We start from the raw sequence: 18,657 nt of genomic DNA on the forward strand, positions 1-18,657 counted from the left end.
GGCTCTGCCCCCTACACGTACCCCGCAAGTCCGTCCGCCAGCTCCTCCGCGTCGCCGTCGCGGTACGCGGCCAGCGCCTGCTGCAGGGCGAAGGTGCCGCGGATCGTGGCGGCGCGTGCGCCTACCCCGGTGTCCGCCCGCGACCAGCCGCCCAGCGCGAGCACCCGGTCCAGCAGCTCCTCGCCGTAGTCGGCGTCGATGGCCGCGAGATCCTCCGCCGGATCGCCGAGCGCGGCCTCGTCCCAGTCGACCACTCCGCTGAGCCGCGGTCGTCCTCCAACGTCGTCCCACAGCACGTTCTCCCCGCCGAGGTCACCGTGCACCAGCGCCCCGGTGAGGTGGGGGAGGCCGTCGAGCGCCGCGAGCTGCCGCTCCGCGCGCAGCCGCCCGGCGCCGGACATGAGGCCGAACAGCTCCGCGCGGACATCCGCGGCGAACCTCCGCCACTCGCCCTCGGGCGCACGCGGCAGCGCACCCCGAGCCCTCTCGTCGGCGCCCGCCCGCGCGAGGGCGGTCAGCAGCGTGGCGTACTGCGCCGCCACCGAATCGGCCACCTCGGGGTGGTCGAGCACGCCGTCGGCCAGCGGTGCTCCGGGGACACGGCTGAGCACCAGGTACGGCGGCTCGTCCGTGCCGTGAGCGCCGCCGGCCAGCAGGGGCTCGGGTGTGCGGAAGCCGAGGCCGAGTCCGGCCAGCGCGCGCAGCGCGGTCGCCCGCGTGGTCAGCCGCGCGGCTGCCGCCTCGGTGCGGGCGAAGCGCACCACACGGTCCGAGCCGATCACCACATGGTGGAACTGCCCCTGCACCAGGGGCAGTTCGGCCACCTCGTCCCCCGGCAGCAGGCGGCCGAGCAGGGCCCGATGCGATACGCGGGGATCGAAGCCCGCAGGGCCAAGGCCCGCTGCCGGTGGCGGACTATCCATGCCAGGACCGCCACAGGGCCGCGTACGCACCGCCCGCACCCACCAGCTCGTCATGGCTGCCCAGCTCGCTGATCCGGCCCTTCTCGACCACCGCGATGACGTCCGCGTCGTGCGCGGTGTGCAGCCGGTGGGCGATGGCCACGACCGTGCGGCCGTCCAGGACGCGGGCGAGGGAGCGTTCCAGGTGGCGTGCCGCGCGCGGGTCGAGGAGGGACGTCGCCTCGTCGAGGACCAGCGTGTGCGGGTCGGCGAGGACCAGACGGGCAAGGGCGATCTGCTGGGCCTGCGCCGGGGTGAGGGCGAACCCGCCCGAGCCCACCTCGGTGTCCAGGCCTTCGCCCAGAGCCTCTGCCCAGCCGTCCGCGTCGACCGCGCCGAGCGCCGCCCACAGGTCGGCGTCCCGCGCCCCGGTCCTGGCGAGGAGGAGGTTGTCGCGCAGGGAGCCCACGAAGACGTGGTGCTCCTGGTTGACCAGCGCCACGTGGGAGCGGACCTCCTCCGCGGGCATGGCCGACAGCTCCGCCCCGCCCAGCGTCACGTGGCCGTCGCGCGGTGCGTAGATCCCGGCGAGCAGCCTGCCGAGGGTGGACTTGCCCGCGCCGGACGGGCCGACCAGGGCGACGCGCGAACCGGGCTCGACGGCGAGTGACACCTCCCGCAGGACGTCGACGCCCGCGCGGTAGCCGAAGTGCACGTCGTCGGCGAGGACATGGCGTCCCTCCGGCGTGACGGAGCCGTCGCCCGCGTCCGGTTCGATGTCCCGCACGCCCACCAGGCGGGCCAGCGAGACCTGGGCTACCTGTAGCTCGTCGTACCAGCGCAGGATGATCCCCAGCGGATCGACGAGCATCTGCGCGATCAGGGCGCCGGTGGCCAGCTGGCCGACGCCGATCCAGCCCTGGAGGACGAACACGCCGCCGATCATCAGGACGGAGCAGAGCACGATCGTGTGGGTGAACGTGATCACCGGGAAGAGGACCGAGCGGAGGTACAACGTGTGCCGTTCCCACGCCGTCCATTCCTTGATGCGGCGCTCGGACAGGTCCACGCGCCGCTGCCCGAGCCGGTGCGCCTCCACCGTGCGGCCCGCGTCGATGGTCTCGGCGAGTGCCGCGGCGACGGCGGCGTACCCCGCGGCCTCCGAACGGTAGGCGGAGGGCGCCCGCTTGAAGTACCAGCGGCAGCCGACGACCAGGAGCGGCACCGCGATGAGGAGAGCGGGCGCCAGCGGCGGCGCGGTCACGGCGAGACCGCCGACCAGGAGCGTGGCCCACACGACGCCGATCGCGAGCTGCGGCACAGCCTCCCGCATGGCGTTCGCCAGCCGGTCGACGTCCGTGGTGATCCGCGACAGCAGATCGCCCGTCCCGGCCCGTTCGAGCACGCCCGGTGGCAGCCCGACCGACCGGACGAGGAAGTCCTCGCGCAGATCGGCCAGCATCCTCTCACCGAGCATCGCGCCGCGCAGCCGCACCTGGTGGACGAAGAAGGCCTGCACGACCAGGGCGACGGTGAAGAGCCCGATGGTGCGTCCCAGATGGAGGTCGCGGGCGCTGTCCGAGACGTTCTCGACCAGATCGCCGAGGAGGTAGGGGCCGGCCATCGAGGCGATCACGGCGCAGGTGTTGACCGTGATGAGCAGGGCGAAGGCCCGGCGGTGCCGCTTGACCAGCTCGCGTACGTAGGCTCCCACCGTCGCGGGCGCGCCCACGGGCAGGGTGTCCGCGGTGGTCGGGGCCGCCGGGTCGTACTCCGGTGGCGCCAGGCCGATCATGCCGTCTCCTCGATGTCGATGTGGATGTCGGATCTGATGTCGGTCGGTGTCTGCGGCGCCTGTTCCTCGTCCGTCTCACGCGTCACCACCGCCCGGTAGCGCGGTTCGCTGTGCACCAGTTCGCGGTGCTCGCCCACCGCCACGACCTCGCCCTCGTGGAGGAAGACCACGCGCTCGGCCCGGTCGAGGAGAAGCGGCGACGACGTGAGGACCACGGTCGTACGTCCCTTGCGCAGACCCTTGATGCCCTCGGCGATCCGCGCCTCGGTGTGCGAGTCGACGGCGGACGTCGGCTCGTCGAGCACGAGGACGTCGGGGTCGGTGACCAACGAGCGTGCCAGCGCGAGCCGTTGGCGCTGCCCGCCCGACAGGGAGCGCCCGCGCTCGGTGACATGGGCGTCCATCGGGGCCTCGTCCACCGAGGCCTGCGCCAAGGCGTCCAGGACGTCCGCGCACTGCGCGGCCTCCAGGGCGTCGTCGGCGCTCACCGCTCCCGACGCGGGTACGTCGAGGAGCCCGCGCAGCGTGCCGGAGAGCAGCACCGGGTCCTTGTCCTGTACGAGGACGGCGGTACGGGCGGTGGCCAGCGGTACCTCGTCGAGCGGCACCCCGCCGAGCAGCACGGACGGCAGCTCCTCCGCGTCGTCGAACGCCGCGTGCCCGCCGAGGCGTTCGGCGAGCCGCCCCGCCTCGTCCGGGTCGCCGCACACGACGGCGGTCAGACGGCCCGAGGGGGCAAGGAGCCCGGTGACCGGGTCGTAGAGATCACCGGCGGGCGTCTCCACGGGGGCACGCCGTTCGTCACCCCCGACGTGACCTCCGAGGTCACCCCCGACATGCGTCGTGCGCTGGAGCGAGAGCACCCGGGCGGCGCGCTTGGCCGAGGGGCGCGAGAAGCTGTAGGCCATCGCGATCTCCTCGAAGTGCCGCAGCGGGTAGGTCAGCATCGTGACCGCGCTGTAGACGGTCACCAGCTCGCCGACGGTGATCCGGCCCTCACGGGCCAGGTTCACGCCGTGCCAGACGACCGCGATCAGCAGCAGTCCCGGCAGCAGCACCTGGACCGCCGAGATCACCGCCCACATCCGGGCGCTGCGCACGGCGGCCGTACGCACCTCCTGCGAGGCACTGCGGTAGCGGTCGAGGAAGAGTTCCTCGCCGCCGATGCCACGCAGCACCCGCAGGCCCGCCACGGTGTCCGAGGCGAGTTCGGTCGCACGCCCGGCCTTCTCCCGCTGGTGGTCGGCACGCCGGGTGGCGCGCGGCAGCAGCGGAAGAACCGCCAGCGCCAGTACCGGAACACCCACCGCGACGACGACGCCGAGAGCGGGCTGGTAGACGACGAGCCCCACGCAGACGAGAACGACCGTGAGCGCGGCCGCCGCGAACCGCGAGGCCGCCTCGACGAACCAGCCGATCTTCTCGACGTCACCGGTGGAGACCGCGACCACCTCACCGGCGGCGACGCGCCGCGTGAGGGCCGAGCCGAGCTGCGCGGTCTTGCGGGCCAGCAGCTGCTGGACGCGGGCGGCAGCGGTGATCCAGTTGGTGACCGCCGTGCGGTGCAGCATGGTGTCGCCCAGCGCGATGGCGATGCCGCACAGCGCCATCGCCGCGCCCGCCACGGCGAGCCGTTCCCCGGAGCGGTCGATCACGGCCTGTACGGAGAGGCCGACGAGGTAGGGGAGTACCGCGATGGAGCCGAAGTGCAGCAGGCCCCAGGCGAGCGATTTCAGCTGGCCGCCGAGCTGGTTCCGCCCGAGCCAGCGCAGGAAGTGAGGGCCCGAGCGGGCATCCGGCATGCCCGGGTCGGTGAACGGAAGATCGCGAATCTGCATGACGTGTGACGTCCCAGGGTCGGAGCGACGGACCGTCGGTTCGGCGGAGCGCGCCGGCGTGAACGGACGGTGGTGAACGGGGTGAACAACGTGAACGGCGTGCAGGGGGTGAACGGGCGGAAGCAACAAGCAAGAAATGACGAGCAAGAGGGGGACAAGCTGCGGTAACAGGCCGTGAAAGGTTCGCCTCGGACGGTGGCGCGAAGCAAACGATTTTCCGTCGGGAAGTAAAGATTCGGCCCCTTCTCCGCCCGGGGCCGGGTGCCGGGGCGGCTCACGTGAACCGGGTGCGACCATGGACGGATGCGTATAGCCGGTGCGGTGCGAGCGGTGGCCGCAGTCGCGGCCTGCGGTGTTCTTCTGACGTCCTGTGGCAGTTCGGACGACGGGGCGAAGGCCGGAGCGAAGAACGACGAGGGCGCGGGCCGGGCGAAGAAGGCCGAGGCGTCGGCGACGACCGACCTCAAGCGCATCCCCGACGTGGGCGACGGCCTCCAGAGCAAGATCCCCAAGAACTCCCGGCAGGTCGTGGCGGTCTACGGAGAGGGCGAGGACTCGGCGAAGTCCACCGTCGCCCTGTACACGAAGTCCGGATCGACGTGGGACAAGACCCGCGGCTGGGACGCGCACAACGGCAAGAAGGGCTGGACCACCGACCACCGCGAGAACGACAAGCGCAGCCCGGTCGGCGTCTTCACGCTCACCGACGCGGGCGGTGTCCTCGCCGATCCCGGCGCCGAACTGCCGTACACGCAGAGTGAGTCGATGCAGGCCCCGCACTACTGGCCCAAGACGCACTGGCACGACTTCGACTACGTCATCGCCATCGACTACAACCGCGCCAAGGGCACCCCGCCCAACGACCCGACGCGCCCCCAGGGCCAGTCCAAGGGCGGCAGCATCTGGCTGCACATGGACCACGGCAGCGGCACGTCGGGCTGCGTGAGCCTGCCGAAGCCGGGCATGGAGTATCTGCTCAAGAACCTCGACCCGAAGCAGCACCCGGTCGTGGTGATGGGCGACAAGGCGAACTTGAAGAACTAGCCCGGCGCGGCTCTCCACGCGTACGCGGCTCCCACACGCACACGGCTCCCCACACGACAGACATCGAGCAGGCACCCGGCACGGTGTACCGGGCTGCGCTGTTGGGATCCGCGCTGCCTTCTTGCGATTTGGAGCAAGATCCAAGATTTACGTCGATGTGATCTGGAGGTCTTTTGCGGAAGCAGGCACTCCGCCATAGTGACGCCTCGCGGAAAGAAATTTCCGTATGGCAGAAGTCAGTTGACGCCTCACTACAGGAGTGCCCGTGCCGCAGTCCGTACCGTCCCTACCGCGACGCGTAGCACGCACATTGCGAACCTCACTGTTCGCGCAGGTCGCCTGCGCGCTGGTGCTCGGAGTCCTCGTCGGAAGGCTCTGGCCCGACGTGGGCACCGCCGTCCAGCCGCTCGGCGACGGCTTCGTACGTCTGATCAAGGCGATGATCGCCCCGCTCGTCTTCTGCGTGGTCGTCGCCGGAATCACCAAGGCCGGAGACCTCAAGGCCTTCGGCCGCATCGGGGTCAAGGCCCTCATCTGGTTCGAGGTCGCGACCACGGTCGCCCTCGTCGTCGGCCTGCTCGCCGGGAACCTCGTCAGCCCCGGCACCGGCATGAACGTCGACCCCTCCACTCTCGACGCCTCGGCCGTCGACGAGAAGACCGGCGGCGGTGAACTGCCCTCGACCAGCGAGTTCATCCTGCACTCGCTGCCCGACAGCGCGATCGGCGCCTTCGCCGAGAACTCGCTGCTCCAAGTCCTCGTGCTGTCCTGCCTGGTGGGCGCGGCCCTGCTGCACCTGGGCAACACGAAGGTCCCCGCGATCCTGCCCGCCATCGAGCAGGGCCAGGAGATCGTCTTCGCGATCGTCGGCTTCATCATGAAGCTGGCGCCGCTCGCCGTCTTCGGCGCGACGGCGCACCTGGTGGGGGAGTACGGGCTCGGCGCCCTGTCGACCTACGGCAAGCTCATCGGCGTCTGTTACGCGGTCGCCCTGATCTTCCTCGTCCTGCTCGGCGTCGCCCTGAAGGTTCTGACGGGCCTGAGCCTGTGGAAGTTCGTCCGCTACACCCGCGAGGAGATGCTGCTCGCGCTCGGCACGGCCTCCAGTGAGGCCGTCATGCCGCGCATGATGCAGAAGCTGCGCCAGGCGGGCTGCCGCGACGACGCGGTGGGCCTGGTCCTGCCGACGGGGTACTCCTTCAACCTCGACGGCGCCTCGATCTACCTCTCCGTCGGTACGTTGTTCATCGCGCAGGCCGTGGGCGTGGACCTGAGCCTGGGCCAGCAGGTCACGGTCGTCCTGGTCCTGATGCTGACCAGCAAGGGCATGGCGGGCGTGCCCGGTTCGGCGTTCCTCGCGCTGTCCGCGACCGCCTCCGCGCTCGGGGTCATCCCGGCCGGTGCGGTCGCCCTGCTGCTCGGCGTGGACCGCATCATGGACGCCATGCGCGTCGCCACGAATTTGCTCGGCAACTGCGTCGCCGTCTTCGTGGTCTCGCGCTGGGAGGGTGCGCTGGAGACGGCGCGGGCCAAGAAGGTCCTCTCCGGAGAGATCGCCTTCGTGCCGGAGCAGACGGAGCAGGCGGAGTCGGCCGACGCGGCCGAGTCGGCGAAGGAGCCCGGCAGTGCCGACGTGAGCACCGCCGGGCCCGAACGGCCCAAGTCCCTTACATCTGAGGCCCTTACGCCTGCGGCTTCTCCGAGTCCACTCCCGGACGCTCCTTCTTCCACAGCCCGCGAGTGAAGTCCGGGATCGCCTGCGGCGCGCCCTTCGCCTTGATCGACAGATGGCTCAGGGGGACGGGCGACGTCCAGACCGCGGCGTCGTAGACGTCGAAGTCCGGCACGAGGCCGAGCTGCATGGTCTGCATCAGACGGAAGATCATGATGTAGTCCATGCCGCCGTGCCCGCCCGGCGGGTTGGAGTGCTCCTTCCACAGCCAGTGGTCGAAGTCCGCGGCGTACTTGCCGAAGTCGCCCCACTCGTCGTTCGTGTGGTCCGGCTCGATGTAGATGCGCTCGGGATAGTCCTCGAAGACGCCCTTGGTGCCGCCGAGGCTGTTGATGCGGCTGTACGGGTGGGGTGTGGAAACGTCGTGTTCGAGGCGAATCACCCGCCCCTTCGCCGTCTGGACCAGGCTGATGGTCCGGTCGCTCTCGATGTACGTCTCTTTCCAGCTCGGGTCGCCGGCGGGCATGTGTGCCTTGCGGTACTCGGCGAGACCGAGGGCGGGTGTGCCGAAGCTGGAGATGTGCGTGACGCGGTCGCCGCGGTTGATGTCCATGTAGTTGGAGACCGGGCCGAAGCCGTGGTTGGGGTAGAGGTCGCCGCGCAGCCGCGTGTGCCACAGGCGCCGCCACGGGCCTTCGTAGTAGTCCGGGTCGAACATCAGGCCGCGCAGGTCGTGGTTGTAGGCGCCCGCCCCGTGCAGCAGATCGCCGAACTTGCCCGCGTGCGCCATGCGCAGGACGCGCATCTCGTTCTTGCCGTAACAGCAGTTCTCCAACTGCATGCAGTGTCTGCGGGTCCGCTCCGAGAGGTCGACCAGTTCCCAGAGCTGGTCGAGCTGGAGGGAAACGGGACACTCCACGCCGACGTGCTTGCCGTTCAGCATCGCCGTCTTGGCCATGTCGAAGTGCCAGTCCCAGGGCGTCGCCACGTACACGAAGTCGACGTCCCCGCGCTTGCACAGGTTCTCGAAGTCGTGATCGCCCTTGGTGTACGTCGCCGGGGCGGGCTGGCCCGCCGCGGTGACCTTCTTCGCGGCGGCCGCGGTCTTGTCCTTGACCGGGTCGCAGAGCGCGACGACCTTCACTCCCGGGATCGCCAGGAAGAGGTCGATCATGCTGCCACCGCGATTGCCGAGCCCGACGATGCCGACGCGCACGGTGGAACGCCGCTCGAACGGTACGCCGATCATGGTCTTGCCCTTGCGGGGCGGTGCATCGGCGGCCGAGGCCGCGGCGGCGGGCGCGGTGGGCGCGCCCTGCGGGGCGTCGGCGTGGGCCGTGCCGCCGGTGAGGGCGCCGAGGCCGAGCCCGGCTCCGGCGAGGCCCGCGGTGCGGATCACGGCACGGCGGGAGGCGCCGTCGGCGGAGTCGTCAGGGTTCGGTATCGCGTGCTCGTCGTGCATCGGACCTCCGTGGCTTGGATGCCTGCGCTGGAACGGATGCCACCCTGATGGGGGGATGGGCGTGGCGCAAGGGACCGAAGTGGCCAGGGAGTTGGATTTATTTCGCGCCCCCGTCAGCGGGGCGTCGAGTCCGGCAGCTTTGGCACGGCGGCGCTCACGGACGCGTCGCGCGCTCCAGCTCCTGGAGCACGGAGTAATAGGAGCGGCCCGTGGCGTGGTCCATGCCCACCTCGCACATGCGGTTCGCCGAGAGATGCGCGTCGAAGGGACGGGCGGTGACCTCGGCCGCCTCCTTGCGGGTGGCCGACTCCGTCAGCTCCTTGTGCAGCATGCCGCGGTCACCGGCGAAGGCGCAGCAGCCCGCGTCGTCCGGGACCACCACCTCGTCCGCGCAGGCCTCGGCGACGGCGCGCAGCTGGGCCTCGTCCCCGAGGTGGCTCATCGAGCAGGTGGGGTGCAGAACGGCGGAGCCGACCGTGCGGTGCACGGTCAGGTGGGGGAGCAGCTCGTCCGCGGCCCAGACCAGGGAGTCGACCACGGTAAGTTCCCGGTGCAACTGCCGGTTGTCGGCGGTCAGGTAGGGCACGACCTCGTGCGCGATGCCGAGCGTGCAGGACGAGGCGTCCACCACCAGAGGCAGCCTGCCGCCCGCCGTCCAGCCCCAGGCCGCCTCGACGATGCGATTGGCCATCACCGCGTTGCCCTCGCCGTACCCCTTGGAGTGCCAGATCGTCGCGCAGCACGTGCCCGCGACGTCGTCCGGAATCCAGACGGGCCGTCCCGCGCGCGCGGAGACGGCGACCACCGCCTCGGGCAGGGAGCGGTCACCGGGGCTCCCGAAGATGCGGTTGACGCACGCCGGGTAGTAGACGGCGCTCGCGCCCACGCGCGTGGTGCGCGGCAGCTTGCGGGCGGCGGCTCCCGGGATGTCCGGCAGCCACTCGGGGACCAGATCGGGGCGGACGGCCTTGCGCGCGGCGCGCGTCACCGTGGTCAGGAGCCGGTCGCTGATCCGGCTCGCGGCGCCCACCGCGAGCCGGGCCGCGGCCTCGACCGCCTTGAAGTTCTTGGCGGTGAAGGCGGCCGTCCTCTCCTCGCGCGGCGAGTGCCGCGCGTGCCGGAAGTCCTTCATCAGAGCGCCCGTGTCGATGCCCACCGGACAGGCCAGCTTGCAGGTCGAGTCGCCGGCGCAGGTGTCCACGGCGTCGTATCCGTACGCCTCGACCAGGCCGTCCTCGACCGGCGAGCCGGGCTCCTGGCGCATCATCTCGCGGCGCAGCACGATCCGCTGGCGCGGAGTGGTCGTCAAGTCCTCGCTGGGGCAGGTCGGTTCGCAGAAGCCGCACTCGATGCAGGGGTCCGCGATCAGCTCCACCTTGGGGATCGTCTTCAGGCCGCGCAGGTGGGCCTTCGGATCGCGGTCGAGGACGATGCGCGGCGCGAGCACGCCGTCCGGGTCGATGACCTGTTTGGTGCGCCACATCAACTCCGTGGCCTTCGGGCCCCATTCGAGCTCCAGGAACGGGGCGATGTTGCGGCCCGTCGCGTGCTCGGCCTTGAGCGAGCCGTCGAAGCGCTCGACGGTCAGTCGGCAGAAGTCGTCCATGAACGCGGCATAGCGCTCCACGTCCGCCGGCAGTCCCGCGTCGAAGGCGAGCAGGAAGTGCAGATTGCCGTGCGCGGCATGTCCCGCGACGGCCGCGTCGAAGCCGTGCCGCGTCTGGAGCTCAAGGAGGGCCTGGCAGGCGTCGGCGAGCCGGGAGGGCGGCACCGCGAAGTCCTCGGTGATCAGCGTCGTCCCGGAGGGGCGCGAGCCGCCCACCGCCGTCACGAACGCTTTGCGGGCCTTCCAGTAGCCCCCGATCACCTTCGGGTCGCGGGTGAAGGCGTTGGTCACCGAGGCCACCGGCGCGACGAGTTCGAGCTCCTCGACGACCTTGGCGGCCGCCGCTTCGTACGCCTCCTGGCGCGCTTCGTCCGGCGCGCGGAACTCCACCAGGAGCGCGGCCGTCGACTTCGGGAGCCGCGCCCAGTCGGCGGGCACCCCCGCGATGCTGGTCGACGCACGCAGCGTGTTGCCGTCCATCAGCTCGACGGCCAGCGCGCCCGCCGCGTTGAACAGCGGGACGGCCGCCGCGGCGGCCGGCAGGGACGGGAAGAACAGCAGGCCCGTGGTCACCTGCCGGTCCAGCGGAAGCGTGTCGAAGACGACCTCGGAGATGAAGCCGAAGGTGCCCTCGGAGCCGACCATCAGGCCGCGCAGGATCTCCACGGGCGTCGAGCCGTCCAGGAACGCGTCCAGGCGGTAGCCGTTCGTGTTCTTGATCTCGTACTTGGCGCGGATGCGGGACGTGAGCTCCTGGTCCGCCTCGATCTCCCGCTTGATCGCCAGCAGGCCCTCGCACAGCGCCGGTTCGGCATGCGCCAGCTGCTCGTCGGCGTCCGGGTCCGCCGTGTCGACGACCGTGCCCGTCGGCAGGACGAAGGTGAGCGAGGCCACCGTGCGGTACGAGTTGCGGGTGGTGCCCGCCGTCATTCCGGACGCGTTGTTCGCGACGACCCCGCCGATCGTGCAGGCGATGGCGCTCGCCGGGTCGGGGCCGAGCACGCGCCCGTGCCGGGCGAGCGTGGCATTGGCCCGCAGGACGGTCGTGCCGGGGCCGATGCGCGCCCGCTCGCCGTCCCCGATGACCTCGACGCCCGCCCAGTGCCTGCGCACGTCTACCAGGATGTCCTCGCCCTGGGCCTGGCCGTTGAGCGAGGTGCCGGCCGCGCGGAAGACGACCTCGCGCATCCTGCCGTGCGCGTACGACAGGACGGCGGAGATGTCGTCGATGTCCTCGGCGACGACCACCACCTGGGGCACGAAGCGGTAGGGGCTGGCATCGGAGGCGTACCGCACGAGGTCGGAGATCTTCGTCAGGACCTTGTCCGCGCCGAGCAGCGCGGACAGCTCCGAGCGCAGCGGCTCGGGGGTGCCCGTGGCCCGCCGGTCCGGCACCCGGTCGTGCGCCGGTCCCTCGGGGCGCGAGGCGGGACGCAGGGCTTCCGGCGTGGGCTCCAGCAACGGCATGAGCTCTCCTCGGCGGGTCGGACGGTCGGGCGGTGCCGGACGGTCGGCCAAAGTCAGCAGCGGCGGACGTCCGGCACGTCGAACAGCGCGTTCAGCAGGCCGCCCAGCTGCTCGCGCTGCTCGGCGTCCAGTGGAGCCAGGATGTCCTCCGCGGCGGCCCGGCGCGCGCTGCGCAGCTCCCTGAGTGACTTGCGCCCCGCGTCCGTGAGCTCGATGCGGATCACCCGGCGGTTGGTGGGATCGGGGACGCGACGCACGAGATCACTGGCCTCCAGGCCGTCGACCAGGCTCGTCACGGCGCGCGGCACGACTTCGAGGCGCTGGGCGAGGTCGGCCATGCGGGGCGGGGTCTCGTAGTGCACGAGGGTGCGCAGCAGGCGCGACTGGGCCGGGGTGATGCCGATCGGCACCAGATAACGCTTCTGGATGCGGTGCAGCCTGCGGGTCAGCCGCAGCAGCTGTTCGGCGAGCAGGCCGTCGGCGTCCGGGGTGTTCATGCGGGAACATTATCAGGACCTTGTGCATTGTGAGTATAGGTAACAGTGAGCTATGCTCCATCAGTCATCGTCGGCTGAATGTCGACCGTCATCGCCGGCCCGCGCCGGCGGCCGTCACACCTCCCGTAGGAGCCCATGCGTCCCGACGAACCCAAGTGGACACCGCAGCCCCCGGCCCCCGGCCAAGAGGAACAGCCGCGGCAGATCCGCCGCATCCTGCGCCTCTTCCGCCCCTACCGCGCCCGCCTCGCGATCGTCGGCCTGCTGGTGGCCGCCGCGTCCCTGGTCTCGGTCGCCACCCCTTTCCTGCTGAAGGAAATCCTCGACACCGCCATTCCGCAGGGACGGACGGGCCTGCTGAGCCTGCTCGCCCTCGGGATGATCCTCAGCGCGGTCGTCACCAGCATCTTCGGCGTCCTGCAGACCCTGATCAGTACGACGGTCGGGCAGCGCGTCATGCACGACCTGCGCACCGCGGTCTACGGCCGCCTGCAGAGCATGTCGCTCGCCTTCTTCACCAGGACCCGCACCGGTGAGGTCCAGTCCCGCATCGCCAGCGACATCGGCGGCATGCAGGCGACGGTCACCTCCACCGCCACCTCCCTGGTCTCGAACCTCACCAGCGTGATCGCCACCATCGTCGCGATGCTCGCCCTGGACTGGCGGCTCACGGTCGTCTCGCTGCTCCTGCTGCCCGTCTTCGTGTGGATCAGCCGCCGCGTCGGCCGCGAGCGCAAGAAGATCGCCACGCAGCGCCAGAAGCAGATGGCCGCGATGGCCGCGACGGTCACCGAGTCGCTCTCCGTCAGCGGCATCCTGCTCGGCCGCACGATGGGCCGCGCCGACTCGCTCACCAAGTCCTTCGCCGACGAGTCCGAGCGCCTCGTCGACCTCGAGGTCCGGTCGAACATGGCCGGGCGCTGGCGCATGGCCGTCATCTCGATCGTCATGGCCGCCATGCCCGCCGTCATCTACTGGACCGCGGGCCTCGCCTTCCAGACGGGCGGCCCCACGGTCTCGATCGGCACGCTCGTCGCCTTCGTCTCGCTCCAGCAGGGCCTGTTCCGGCCCACCGTGAGCCTGCTCACCACCGGTGTGCAGATCCAGACCTCACTCGCGCTCTTCCAGCGCATCTTCGAGTATCTGGACCTGCCCATCGACATCACCGAACCCGAGCACCCGGTGCGCCTGGACAAGATCAAGGGCGAAGTCCGCTTCGAGGACGTCGAGTTCCGCTACGACGGAGACGACGGCCGGAGCCGCCCGATCCTCGACGGCATCGACATCACCGTCCCCGCCGGCGGCAGCCTGGCCGTCGTCGGCCCCACCGGCTCGGGAAAGTCGACCCTCAGCTATCTGGTGCCGCGGCTGTACGACGTGACGGGCGGCCGCGTGACGCTCGACGGCGTCGACGTGCGCGACCTGGACTTCGACACGCTGGCCCGCGCGATCGGCGTCGTCTCCCAGGAGACGTATCTGTTCCACGCCTCGGTCGCCGAGAACCTGCGCTTCGCCAAGCCCGACGCCACGGACGAGGAGCTGATCGCGGCCGCGGGCGCCGCCCAGATCCACGACCACATCGCGTCCCTGCCCGACGGGTACGACACGGTGGTCGGCGAGCGCGGCCACCGCTTCTCCGGAGGCGAGAAGCAGCGTCTGGCCATCGCCCGCACGATCCTGCGCGATCCGCCCGTGCTCATCCTGGACGAGGCGACCAGCGCCCTGGACACCCACACCGAGCACGCTGTGCAGGACGCCATCGACGCCCTGTCCGCCGACCGGACGACGCTCACGATCGCCCACCGGCTCTCCACGGTCCGCGGCGCCGACCAGATCGTGGTCCTGGACGCGGGCCGGACCGTCGAGCGCGGCACCCACGAGGAGCTCCTGGAGAGGGACGGCCGTTACGCCGCCCTGGTTCGGAGAGACGCCCAACTGGAGCCAGCAACATGAAGATATGCACGGAATGTCGGCATTTGCGGGATACCGTGCCCGCATGCTGCAGACCAAGACTCCGCGCCGGGGCACGATTCGACTGACGCGTCGGGGCCGGATCGCCCTGATCGCGACCGGAGCCGTCGCGGCGGTCACCGCCGTTGCGGTGCCGCTGCTGCTCCCGGACGACGACGCACGCCCCGAGTCCCTGACCATCCCGGAGGGCTGGCGCTCGGGCCAGGTGTACGGGGCCGTCGACAAGGCCCTCGGCGTGCCGGACGGCACCACGAAGAAAGCCATTCCCCAGGCCGCCCTCAGACTCCCCAGAGACGCGGGCGGAAACCCGGAGGGCTACCTCTTCCCGGCGACCTATCCCATCAGCAACCAGTCGACTCCCGCGTCCGTGCTCTCGTACATGGTGAACACGGCCACCAAGAAATTCAGCGGCGGCCAGGTCACGGCGGGCGCCGACCGCAACGCGGTGAACGTCTACCAGACCGTCACCATCGCCAGCATGATCGAGGCCGAGGCGGGCTCCAAGGCGGACATGGGCAAGGTGGCCCGCGTCATCTACAACCGCCTCGACCAGGGCATGCCGCTACAGATGGACTCCACGATCAACTACGCCCTGAACCGCTCGACGCTGAACACCCGCGACCGCGACACAAAGATCAACAGCCCGTACAACACCTACACGCGCATGGGTCTGCCCCCCACCCCGATCGGCAATCCCGGCGACGAGGCGATGCGCGCGGCGACCAGCCCGGCGCAGGGCGACTGGCTGTACTTCGTGACGGTGAAGCCGGGGGACACCCGCTTCACGTCGAGCTTCGAGGAGCAGCAGAAGAACGTGGCGGAGTTCAACAAGAACCAGAGCAAGAACAAGAACAAGAACAAGGACGAGGACAAGGGCGAGAGCGAGAAGAAGCAGGACGCCTAGCAGTCCGCCGGGTAAGGGCGCCGGTCACACCGTGACCGGCGCTCCCTCCTTCAGGAGCCGCTGGATGTCCCGCACCGCCGCCCGCCCCGCACGGTTCGCGCCGATCGTGCTGGCCGATGGGCCGTACCCCACCAGGTGGATGCGGGGGTCGGCGACGGCCCGGGTGCCCTCGAGTCGGATGCCGCCGCCCGCCTCACGCAGCCGCAGCGGCGCCAGGTGCTCGATCGCCGCCCGGAAGCCGGTGGCCCAGAGAATGACGTCGGCATCGACGCGCCGCCCGTCGTCCCACTCCACACCGCTCGGCGTGATGCGGTCGAACATCGGGAGCCGGTCGAGCACCCCGTCGGCCCGCGCCTGCCGGATGGCGTCGTTGACCGGAAGCCCGGTCACGGACACCACGCTCTGCGGCGCGAGTCCCTGGCGCACCCGCTCCTCGACCATGGCCACGGCCGAGCGGCCCCAGTTCTCGTCGAACGGACCCTCGCGGAAGACGGGCTCCCGCCGGGTGACCCAGGTGGTCTCGGCGGCGTAGGGGGCGATCTCCATCAGATGCTGGGTGCCCGAAGCCCCGCCGCCCACGACGATCACCCGCTGCCCCTTGAAGGCCTCGGGCCCCGGATAGACGGCCGTGTGCAACTGCCGCCCACGGAAGGTGTCCTGCCCCGGGTAGCGCGGCCAGAACGGCCGGTCCCACGTGCCCGTGGCGTTGATCAGCGTGCGGGTCGCCCAGGTCCCGGCCGACGTCTCGACCAGCAGCCGCCCGCCCTCGCCCTCGCGCACACGGCGTACGTCGACGGGGCGGTGCACCCGCAGGTCGAAGCGCTGCTCGTACTCCTCGAAGTACTCCCGGATGACCTCCGACGAGGGCCGCGATGGGTCGGCGCCGGTCAGCTCCATGCCGGGCAGGGAGTGCATGCCGTGCACTTTGCCGTAGGTGAGCGAGGGCCAGCGGAACTGCCAGGCGCCGCCGGGCCGGGGCGAATGGTCCAGGACGACGAAGTCCCGGTCCGGCTCGAAGCCGACCCTGCGCAGGTGATGGGCGCTTGACAGGCCCGCCTGCCCCGCGCCGATGACGACCGCGTCCACCTGTTGTGCCGCCTGTGCCGCGTCTGCCGCTTCGTGTGCGGCCGCGTCCCGCGCCCCGATGTCGTTCACGTTTCTACTAACTCCATCGGGGCCCGGGATCTTCCCGGACGCGGGCGCGAGTCAGCGCCCGCCCGCCACCAGGAGCGGCGCGCCGCCCGGCGCGGAGGCCGGACGCCCGTTCGCCGCGGGCACCCCGGACAGCTGGGATGCCGGAATCCGCGGCAGCAGCCCGCGCGCCGCCAGATCCGGGATCACGCCCTCGCCGAACCAGTACGCCTCTTCCAGGTGCGGATAGCCCGAAAGGACGAAGTGCTCGACGCCGAGCGCGTGATACTCCTCGATCCGGTCGGCGACGTCCGCGTGGCTGCCGACGAGCGCCGTGCCCGCGCCGCCCCGCACCAGACCGACGCCCGCCCACAGGTTCGGCGAGATCTCCAGGTCGTCGCGGGAACCGCCGTGCAGCGCCAGCATCCGCTGCTGGCCGACGGACTCGCTGCGGCCGAGCGCCTGCTGGGCGGCGGCGATGGTGTCCGGGTCGAGGTCGTCGAGCAGCCGGTTCGCGGTGGCCCACGCCTCGGCGGCGGAATCCCGCGAGATGGTGTGCAGCCGGATCCCGAACCGGACCGTGCGGCCCTGCTCCTCGGCGAGCCCGCGAATCCAGTCGATCTTCTGCTTGACCTGCTCCGGCGGCTCACCCCACGTCAGATACACGTCCGCGTGCCGGGCGGCCACCGGCCCGGCCGCCGCCGACGAACCGCCGAAGAAGACCTCCGGCAGCGGGTCCGGCGGCAGCGCGGTCAGACCGCCCTCCACGTCGTAGTGCTCGCCCTGGAAATCGAAGGGCTTGCCGCCCCACACGCCCCGTACGACGGACAGGAACTCGTCCGTACGGGCATAACGGCGATCGTGGTCCAGGTGGTCGCCGAAGCGCCGCTGCTCGGTCGAGTCGCCGCCCGTGACGACGTTCAGGAGCAGCCGCCCGCGCGTGATGCGCTGATACGTGGACGCCATCTGCGCGGCGAGCACGGGGGAGATGACGCCGGGACGGAACGCGACCAGGAACTTGAGCCGCTCCGTGTGCTGGGCCAGCGCGACCGTCGTCAGCCAGGCGTCCTCGCACCAGGTGCCGGTCGGGGTCAGCACCGCCTCGAAGCCCACCTGCTCGGCCGCTTTGGCGATCTGGATCAGATAGTCGATGTCGGGGGCCCGCACTCCGCTGACGGGGGTGACGCGGGAGCGTTTGACGCCGCCGTCGGTGTAGGCGTGCCGGTCGACGAGGGTACGGCCGTCGCCGCCGGTCGGCAGGAACCAGTTGAGGTGGACGGTCATCGTCAGGACTCCTTGTCGTACGTGCGCGGCTTGCTGGTCGAGGGCGGCAGGCTGCCGTTGAAGCGGGTGTCGACGAAGTCACCGAAGTCGATGCGGCGCGGAATGAGCTTCTGGTCGGTGAAGGTGTCCGCGATCTCCTGCTCGGAGGTGATCACGTTCTTGTCCACGGCCACCGGCACCCGCGTGCCGTTGCTGCGCTTGACCGCCGCGAGCGCGACCTCGTAGGGCAGCCCGGTGTCCTTCGCCCAGACCTTCGCCCACGTCTCCGGGTGGTCGTAGACCCAGGCCTGGGCCTTGCGCAGCCGCCTGAGGTAGTCGTCGATGGCCGCGGACTTCTTCTTGTCCTTGAGTGCGCCGGGCGCCGCCACCTGGAAGTTGAGGCCGTTCACCAGGCCGTCGCCGTCGGCCAGGACGCGGCCCTGCTTGCCCACGAGAACCTGCGAGGTGTACGGGTCCCAGACCGACCAGGCGTCCACCTTCCCGCTGGTGAACGCGGCCAGCGCGTCGGCCGGCTGAAGATACTTGACCTTGACGTCCTTGAAGTCGAGTCCCGCCTCCTTCAGAGACGCGATCAGCTGGTAGTGCGCCGACGAACCCTGCGCCACGGCGACGGACTTGCCCTTGAGGTCCCGGGGCTTCTTCAGCGGCGAGTCCTTCGGGACGAGGATCGCCTCGCCCGCCGCGGTGCCATGGGTGGCGGCCACCACGGAGATCTTCGAGTTCGCCCCGGCGGCGAAGACGGGCGGCGTGTTGCCGACGGCGCCGATGTCCACGGCCTTGGCGTTGACGGCCTCCAGAAGGGGCGGCCCGGAGGTGAAGGTGGACCAGCGGATCTTGTACTTCAGGTCGTCGAGCTCCCCGGCCGCACGCAGCACGGCCTCCGAACCGCCCTTCTGGTCACCGACGTTGAGGGTGAGCGAGCCCTTGCCGTCGGTTCCGCCGCCCGCGCCGGCGGACGAGGTGCTTGCGGAGGACGCGCCGGAGCAGGCGGTGAGCAGCAGGGCCAGGGGGAGAAGCAGGGCGGGGGCGGCGAGATGTCGTCGCATGGTGAGTCCGTTCGGTGTGTTCGTGCTGTGCACGGGGA

At 70.8% G+C, this 18,657-nt stretch carries 13 protein-coding genes; 4 read left to right on the forward strand and 9 right to left on the reverse strand.

Annotation, left to right across the window (positions count from 1 at the left end):
* Positions 1 to 11: 11 nt before the first annotated feature.
* The 3 genes from vph to ACIGXX_RS03615 are packed head-to-tail and all read right to left on the reverse strand — an operon-like array spanning position 12 to position 4,535.
* Complete coding sequence (gene vph, locus ACIGXX_RS03605; RefSeq protein WP_361464884.1) at positions 12 to 923, reverse strand: viomycin phosphotransferase; 912 nt, start codon at positions 921 to 923, stop codon at positions 12 to 14.
* Entirely contained in the window at positions 916 to 2,697 is a 1,782-nt protein-coding gene (locus ACIGXX_RS03610; RefSeq protein WP_351156302.1) for an ABC transporter ATP-binding protein, read from the reverse strand. Before ACIGXX_RS03610 ends, vph begins: the two co-directional genes overlap by 8 nt.
* Positions 2,694 to 4,535, reverse strand: a complete 1,842-nt coding sequence (locus tag ACIGXX_RS03615) for an ABC transporter transmembrane domain-containing protein (RefSeq protein ID WP_399972351.1) — start codon at positions 4,533 to 4,535, stop codon at positions 2,694 to 2,696. Before ACIGXX_RS03615 ends, ACIGXX_RS03610 begins: the two co-directional genes overlap by 4 nt.
* Positions 4,536 to 4,838: 303 nt before the next feature.
* Between ACIGXX_RS03615 and ACIGXX_RS03620 the strand changes: the two genes are divergently transcribed.
* On the forward strand, positions 4,839 to 5,579 hold the full coding sequence (locus ACIGXX_RS03620; protein WP_399972354.1) for a L,D-transpeptidase family protein: 741 nt from the start codon (positions 4,839 to 4,841) through the stop codon (positions 5,577 to 5,579).
* Between the two features lie 265 nt (positions 5,580 to 5,844).
* A complete protein-coding gene (locus ACIGXX_RS03625; RefSeq protein ID WP_399972357.1) occupies positions 5,845 to 7,323 on the forward strand; it encodes a cation:dicarboxylate symporter family transporter in 1,479 nt (492 codons plus the stop codon).
* Here ACIGXX_RS03625 and ACIGXX_RS03630 read toward each other — a convergent pair.
* From ACIGXX_RS03630 to ACIGXX_RS03640, 3 genes are all read right to left on the reverse strand, one after another.
* Positions 7,262 to 8,713, reverse strand: a complete 1,452-nt coding sequence (locus ACIGXX_RS03630; RefSeq protein ID WP_399972361.1) for a Gfo/Idh/MocA family protein — start codon at positions 8,711 to 8,713, stop codon at positions 7,262 to 7,264. The genes ACIGXX_RS03625 and ACIGXX_RS03630 overlap by 62 nt on opposite strands.
* Positions 8,714 to 8,867: 154 nt before the next feature.
* Entirely contained in the window at positions 8,868 to 11,786 is a 2,919-nt protein-coding gene (locus tag ACIGXX_RS03635; RefSeq protein WP_399972364.1) for an FAD-binding and (Fe-S)-binding domain-containing protein, read from the reverse strand.
* 53 nt (positions 11,787 to 11,839) lie between these two features.
* Complete coding sequence (locus ACIGXX_RS03640) at positions 11,840 to 12,283, reverse strand: MarR family transcriptional regulator (RefSeq protein ID WP_361464867.1); 444 nt, start codon at positions 12,281 to 12,283, stop codon at positions 11,840 to 11,842.
* Positions 12,284 to 12,418: 135 nt separating this feature from the next.
* On the opposite strand from ACIGXX_RS03640, the gene ACIGXX_RS03645 reads away from it, so the two are divergent.
* Both ACIGXX_RS03645 and mltG read left to right on the forward strand, forming a co-directional pair.
* Complete coding sequence (locus ACIGXX_RS03645; protein ID WP_383824073.1) at positions 12,419 to 14,236, forward strand: ABC transporter ATP-binding protein; 1,818 nt, start codon at positions 12,419 to 12,421, stop codon at positions 14,234 to 14,236.
* A gap of 46 nt (positions 14,237 to 14,282) precedes the next feature.
* The gene (gene mltG, locus ACIGXX_RS03650; RefSeq protein ID WP_383824444.1) at positions 14,283 to 15,158 is read left to right on the forward strand and encodes an endolytic transglycosylase MltG; all 876 of its coding nucleotides are present in this window, start codon (positions 14,283 to 14,285) and stop codon (positions 15,156 to 15,158) included.
* A 24-nt stretch (positions 15,159 to 15,182) separates the two neighbouring features.
* Here the strand turns inward: mltG and ACIGXX_RS03655 are convergent, their stop codons facing one another.
* From ACIGXX_RS03655 to ACIGXX_RS03665, 3 genes are read right to left on the reverse strand one after another with little or no spacing between them, the layout of a single operon-like run.
* Positions 15,183 to 16,304 carry an NAD(P)-binding domain-containing protein gene (locus tag ACIGXX_RS03655; protein WP_366462598.1) on the reverse strand — a complete coding sequence of 374 codons (1,122 nt, stop codon included), beginning with the start codon at positions 16,302 to 16,304 and terminating at the stop codon, positions 15,183 to 15,185.
* Positions 16,305 to 16,364: 60 nt separating this feature from the next.
* Complete coding sequence (locus tag ACIGXX_RS03660; RefSeq protein WP_351156285.1) at positions 16,365 to 17,573, reverse strand: LLM class flavin-dependent oxidoreductase; 1,209 nt, start codon at positions 17,571 to 17,573, stop codon at positions 16,365 to 16,367.
* 2 nt (positions 17,574 to 17,575) lie between these two features.
* Complete coding sequence (locus ACIGXX_RS03665) at positions 17,576 to 18,619, reverse strand: ABC transporter substrate-binding protein (RefSeq protein WP_399972368.1); 1,044 nt, start codon at positions 18,617 to 18,619, stop codon at positions 17,576 to 17,578.
* Between the last annotated feature and the right edge of the window lie 38 nt (positions 18,620 to 18,657).

The sequence above is a fragment of the Streptomyces sp. NPDC055243 genome (assembly GCF_044544025.1).
GTDB lineage: Bacteria > Actinomycetota > Actinomycetes > Streptomycetales > Streptomycetaceae > Streptomyces.

Coding starts and splice junctions, on each gene's coding strand:
- vph (WP_361464884.1), bottom strand. CDS start 923: ATGGATAGTCCGCCACCGGCAGCGGGCCTTGGCCCTGCGGGCTTCGAT.
- ACIGXX_RS03610 (WP_351156302.1), bottom strand. CDS start 2,697: ATGATCGGCCTGGCGCCACCGGAGTACGACCCGGCGGCCCCGACCACC.
- ACIGXX_RS03615 (WP_399972351.1), bottom strand. CDS start 4,535: ATGCAGATTCGCGATCTTCCGTTCACCGACCCGGGCATGCCGGATGCC.
- ACIGXX_RS03620 (WP_399972354.1), top strand. CDS start 4,839: ATGCGTATAGCCGGTGCGGTGCGAGCGGTGGCCGCAGTCGCGGCCTGC.
- ACIGXX_RS03630 (WP_399972361.1), bottom strand. CDS start 8,713: ATGCACGACGAGCACGCGATACCGAACCCTGACGACTCCGCCGACGGC.
- ACIGXX_RS03635 (WP_399972364.1), bottom strand. CDS start 11,786: ATGCCGTTGCTGGAGCCCACGCCGGAAGCCCTGCGTCCCGCCTCGCGC.
- ACIGXX_RS03640 (WP_361464867.1), bottom strand. CDS start 12,283: ATGAACACCCCGGACGCCGACGGCCTGCTCGCCGAACAGCTGCTGCGG.
- ACIGXX_RS03645 (WP_383824073.1), top strand. CDS start 12,419: ATGCGTCCCGACGAACCCAAGTGGACACCGCAGCCCCCGGCCCCCGGC.
- ACIGXX_RS03660 (WP_351156285.1), bottom strand. CDS start 17,573: ATGACCGTCCACCTCAACTGGTTCCTGCCGACCGGCGGCGACGGCCGT.
- ACIGXX_RS03665 (WP_399972368.1), bottom strand. CDS start 18,619: ATGCGACGACATCTCGCCGCCCCCGCCCTGCTTCTCCCCCTGGCCCTG.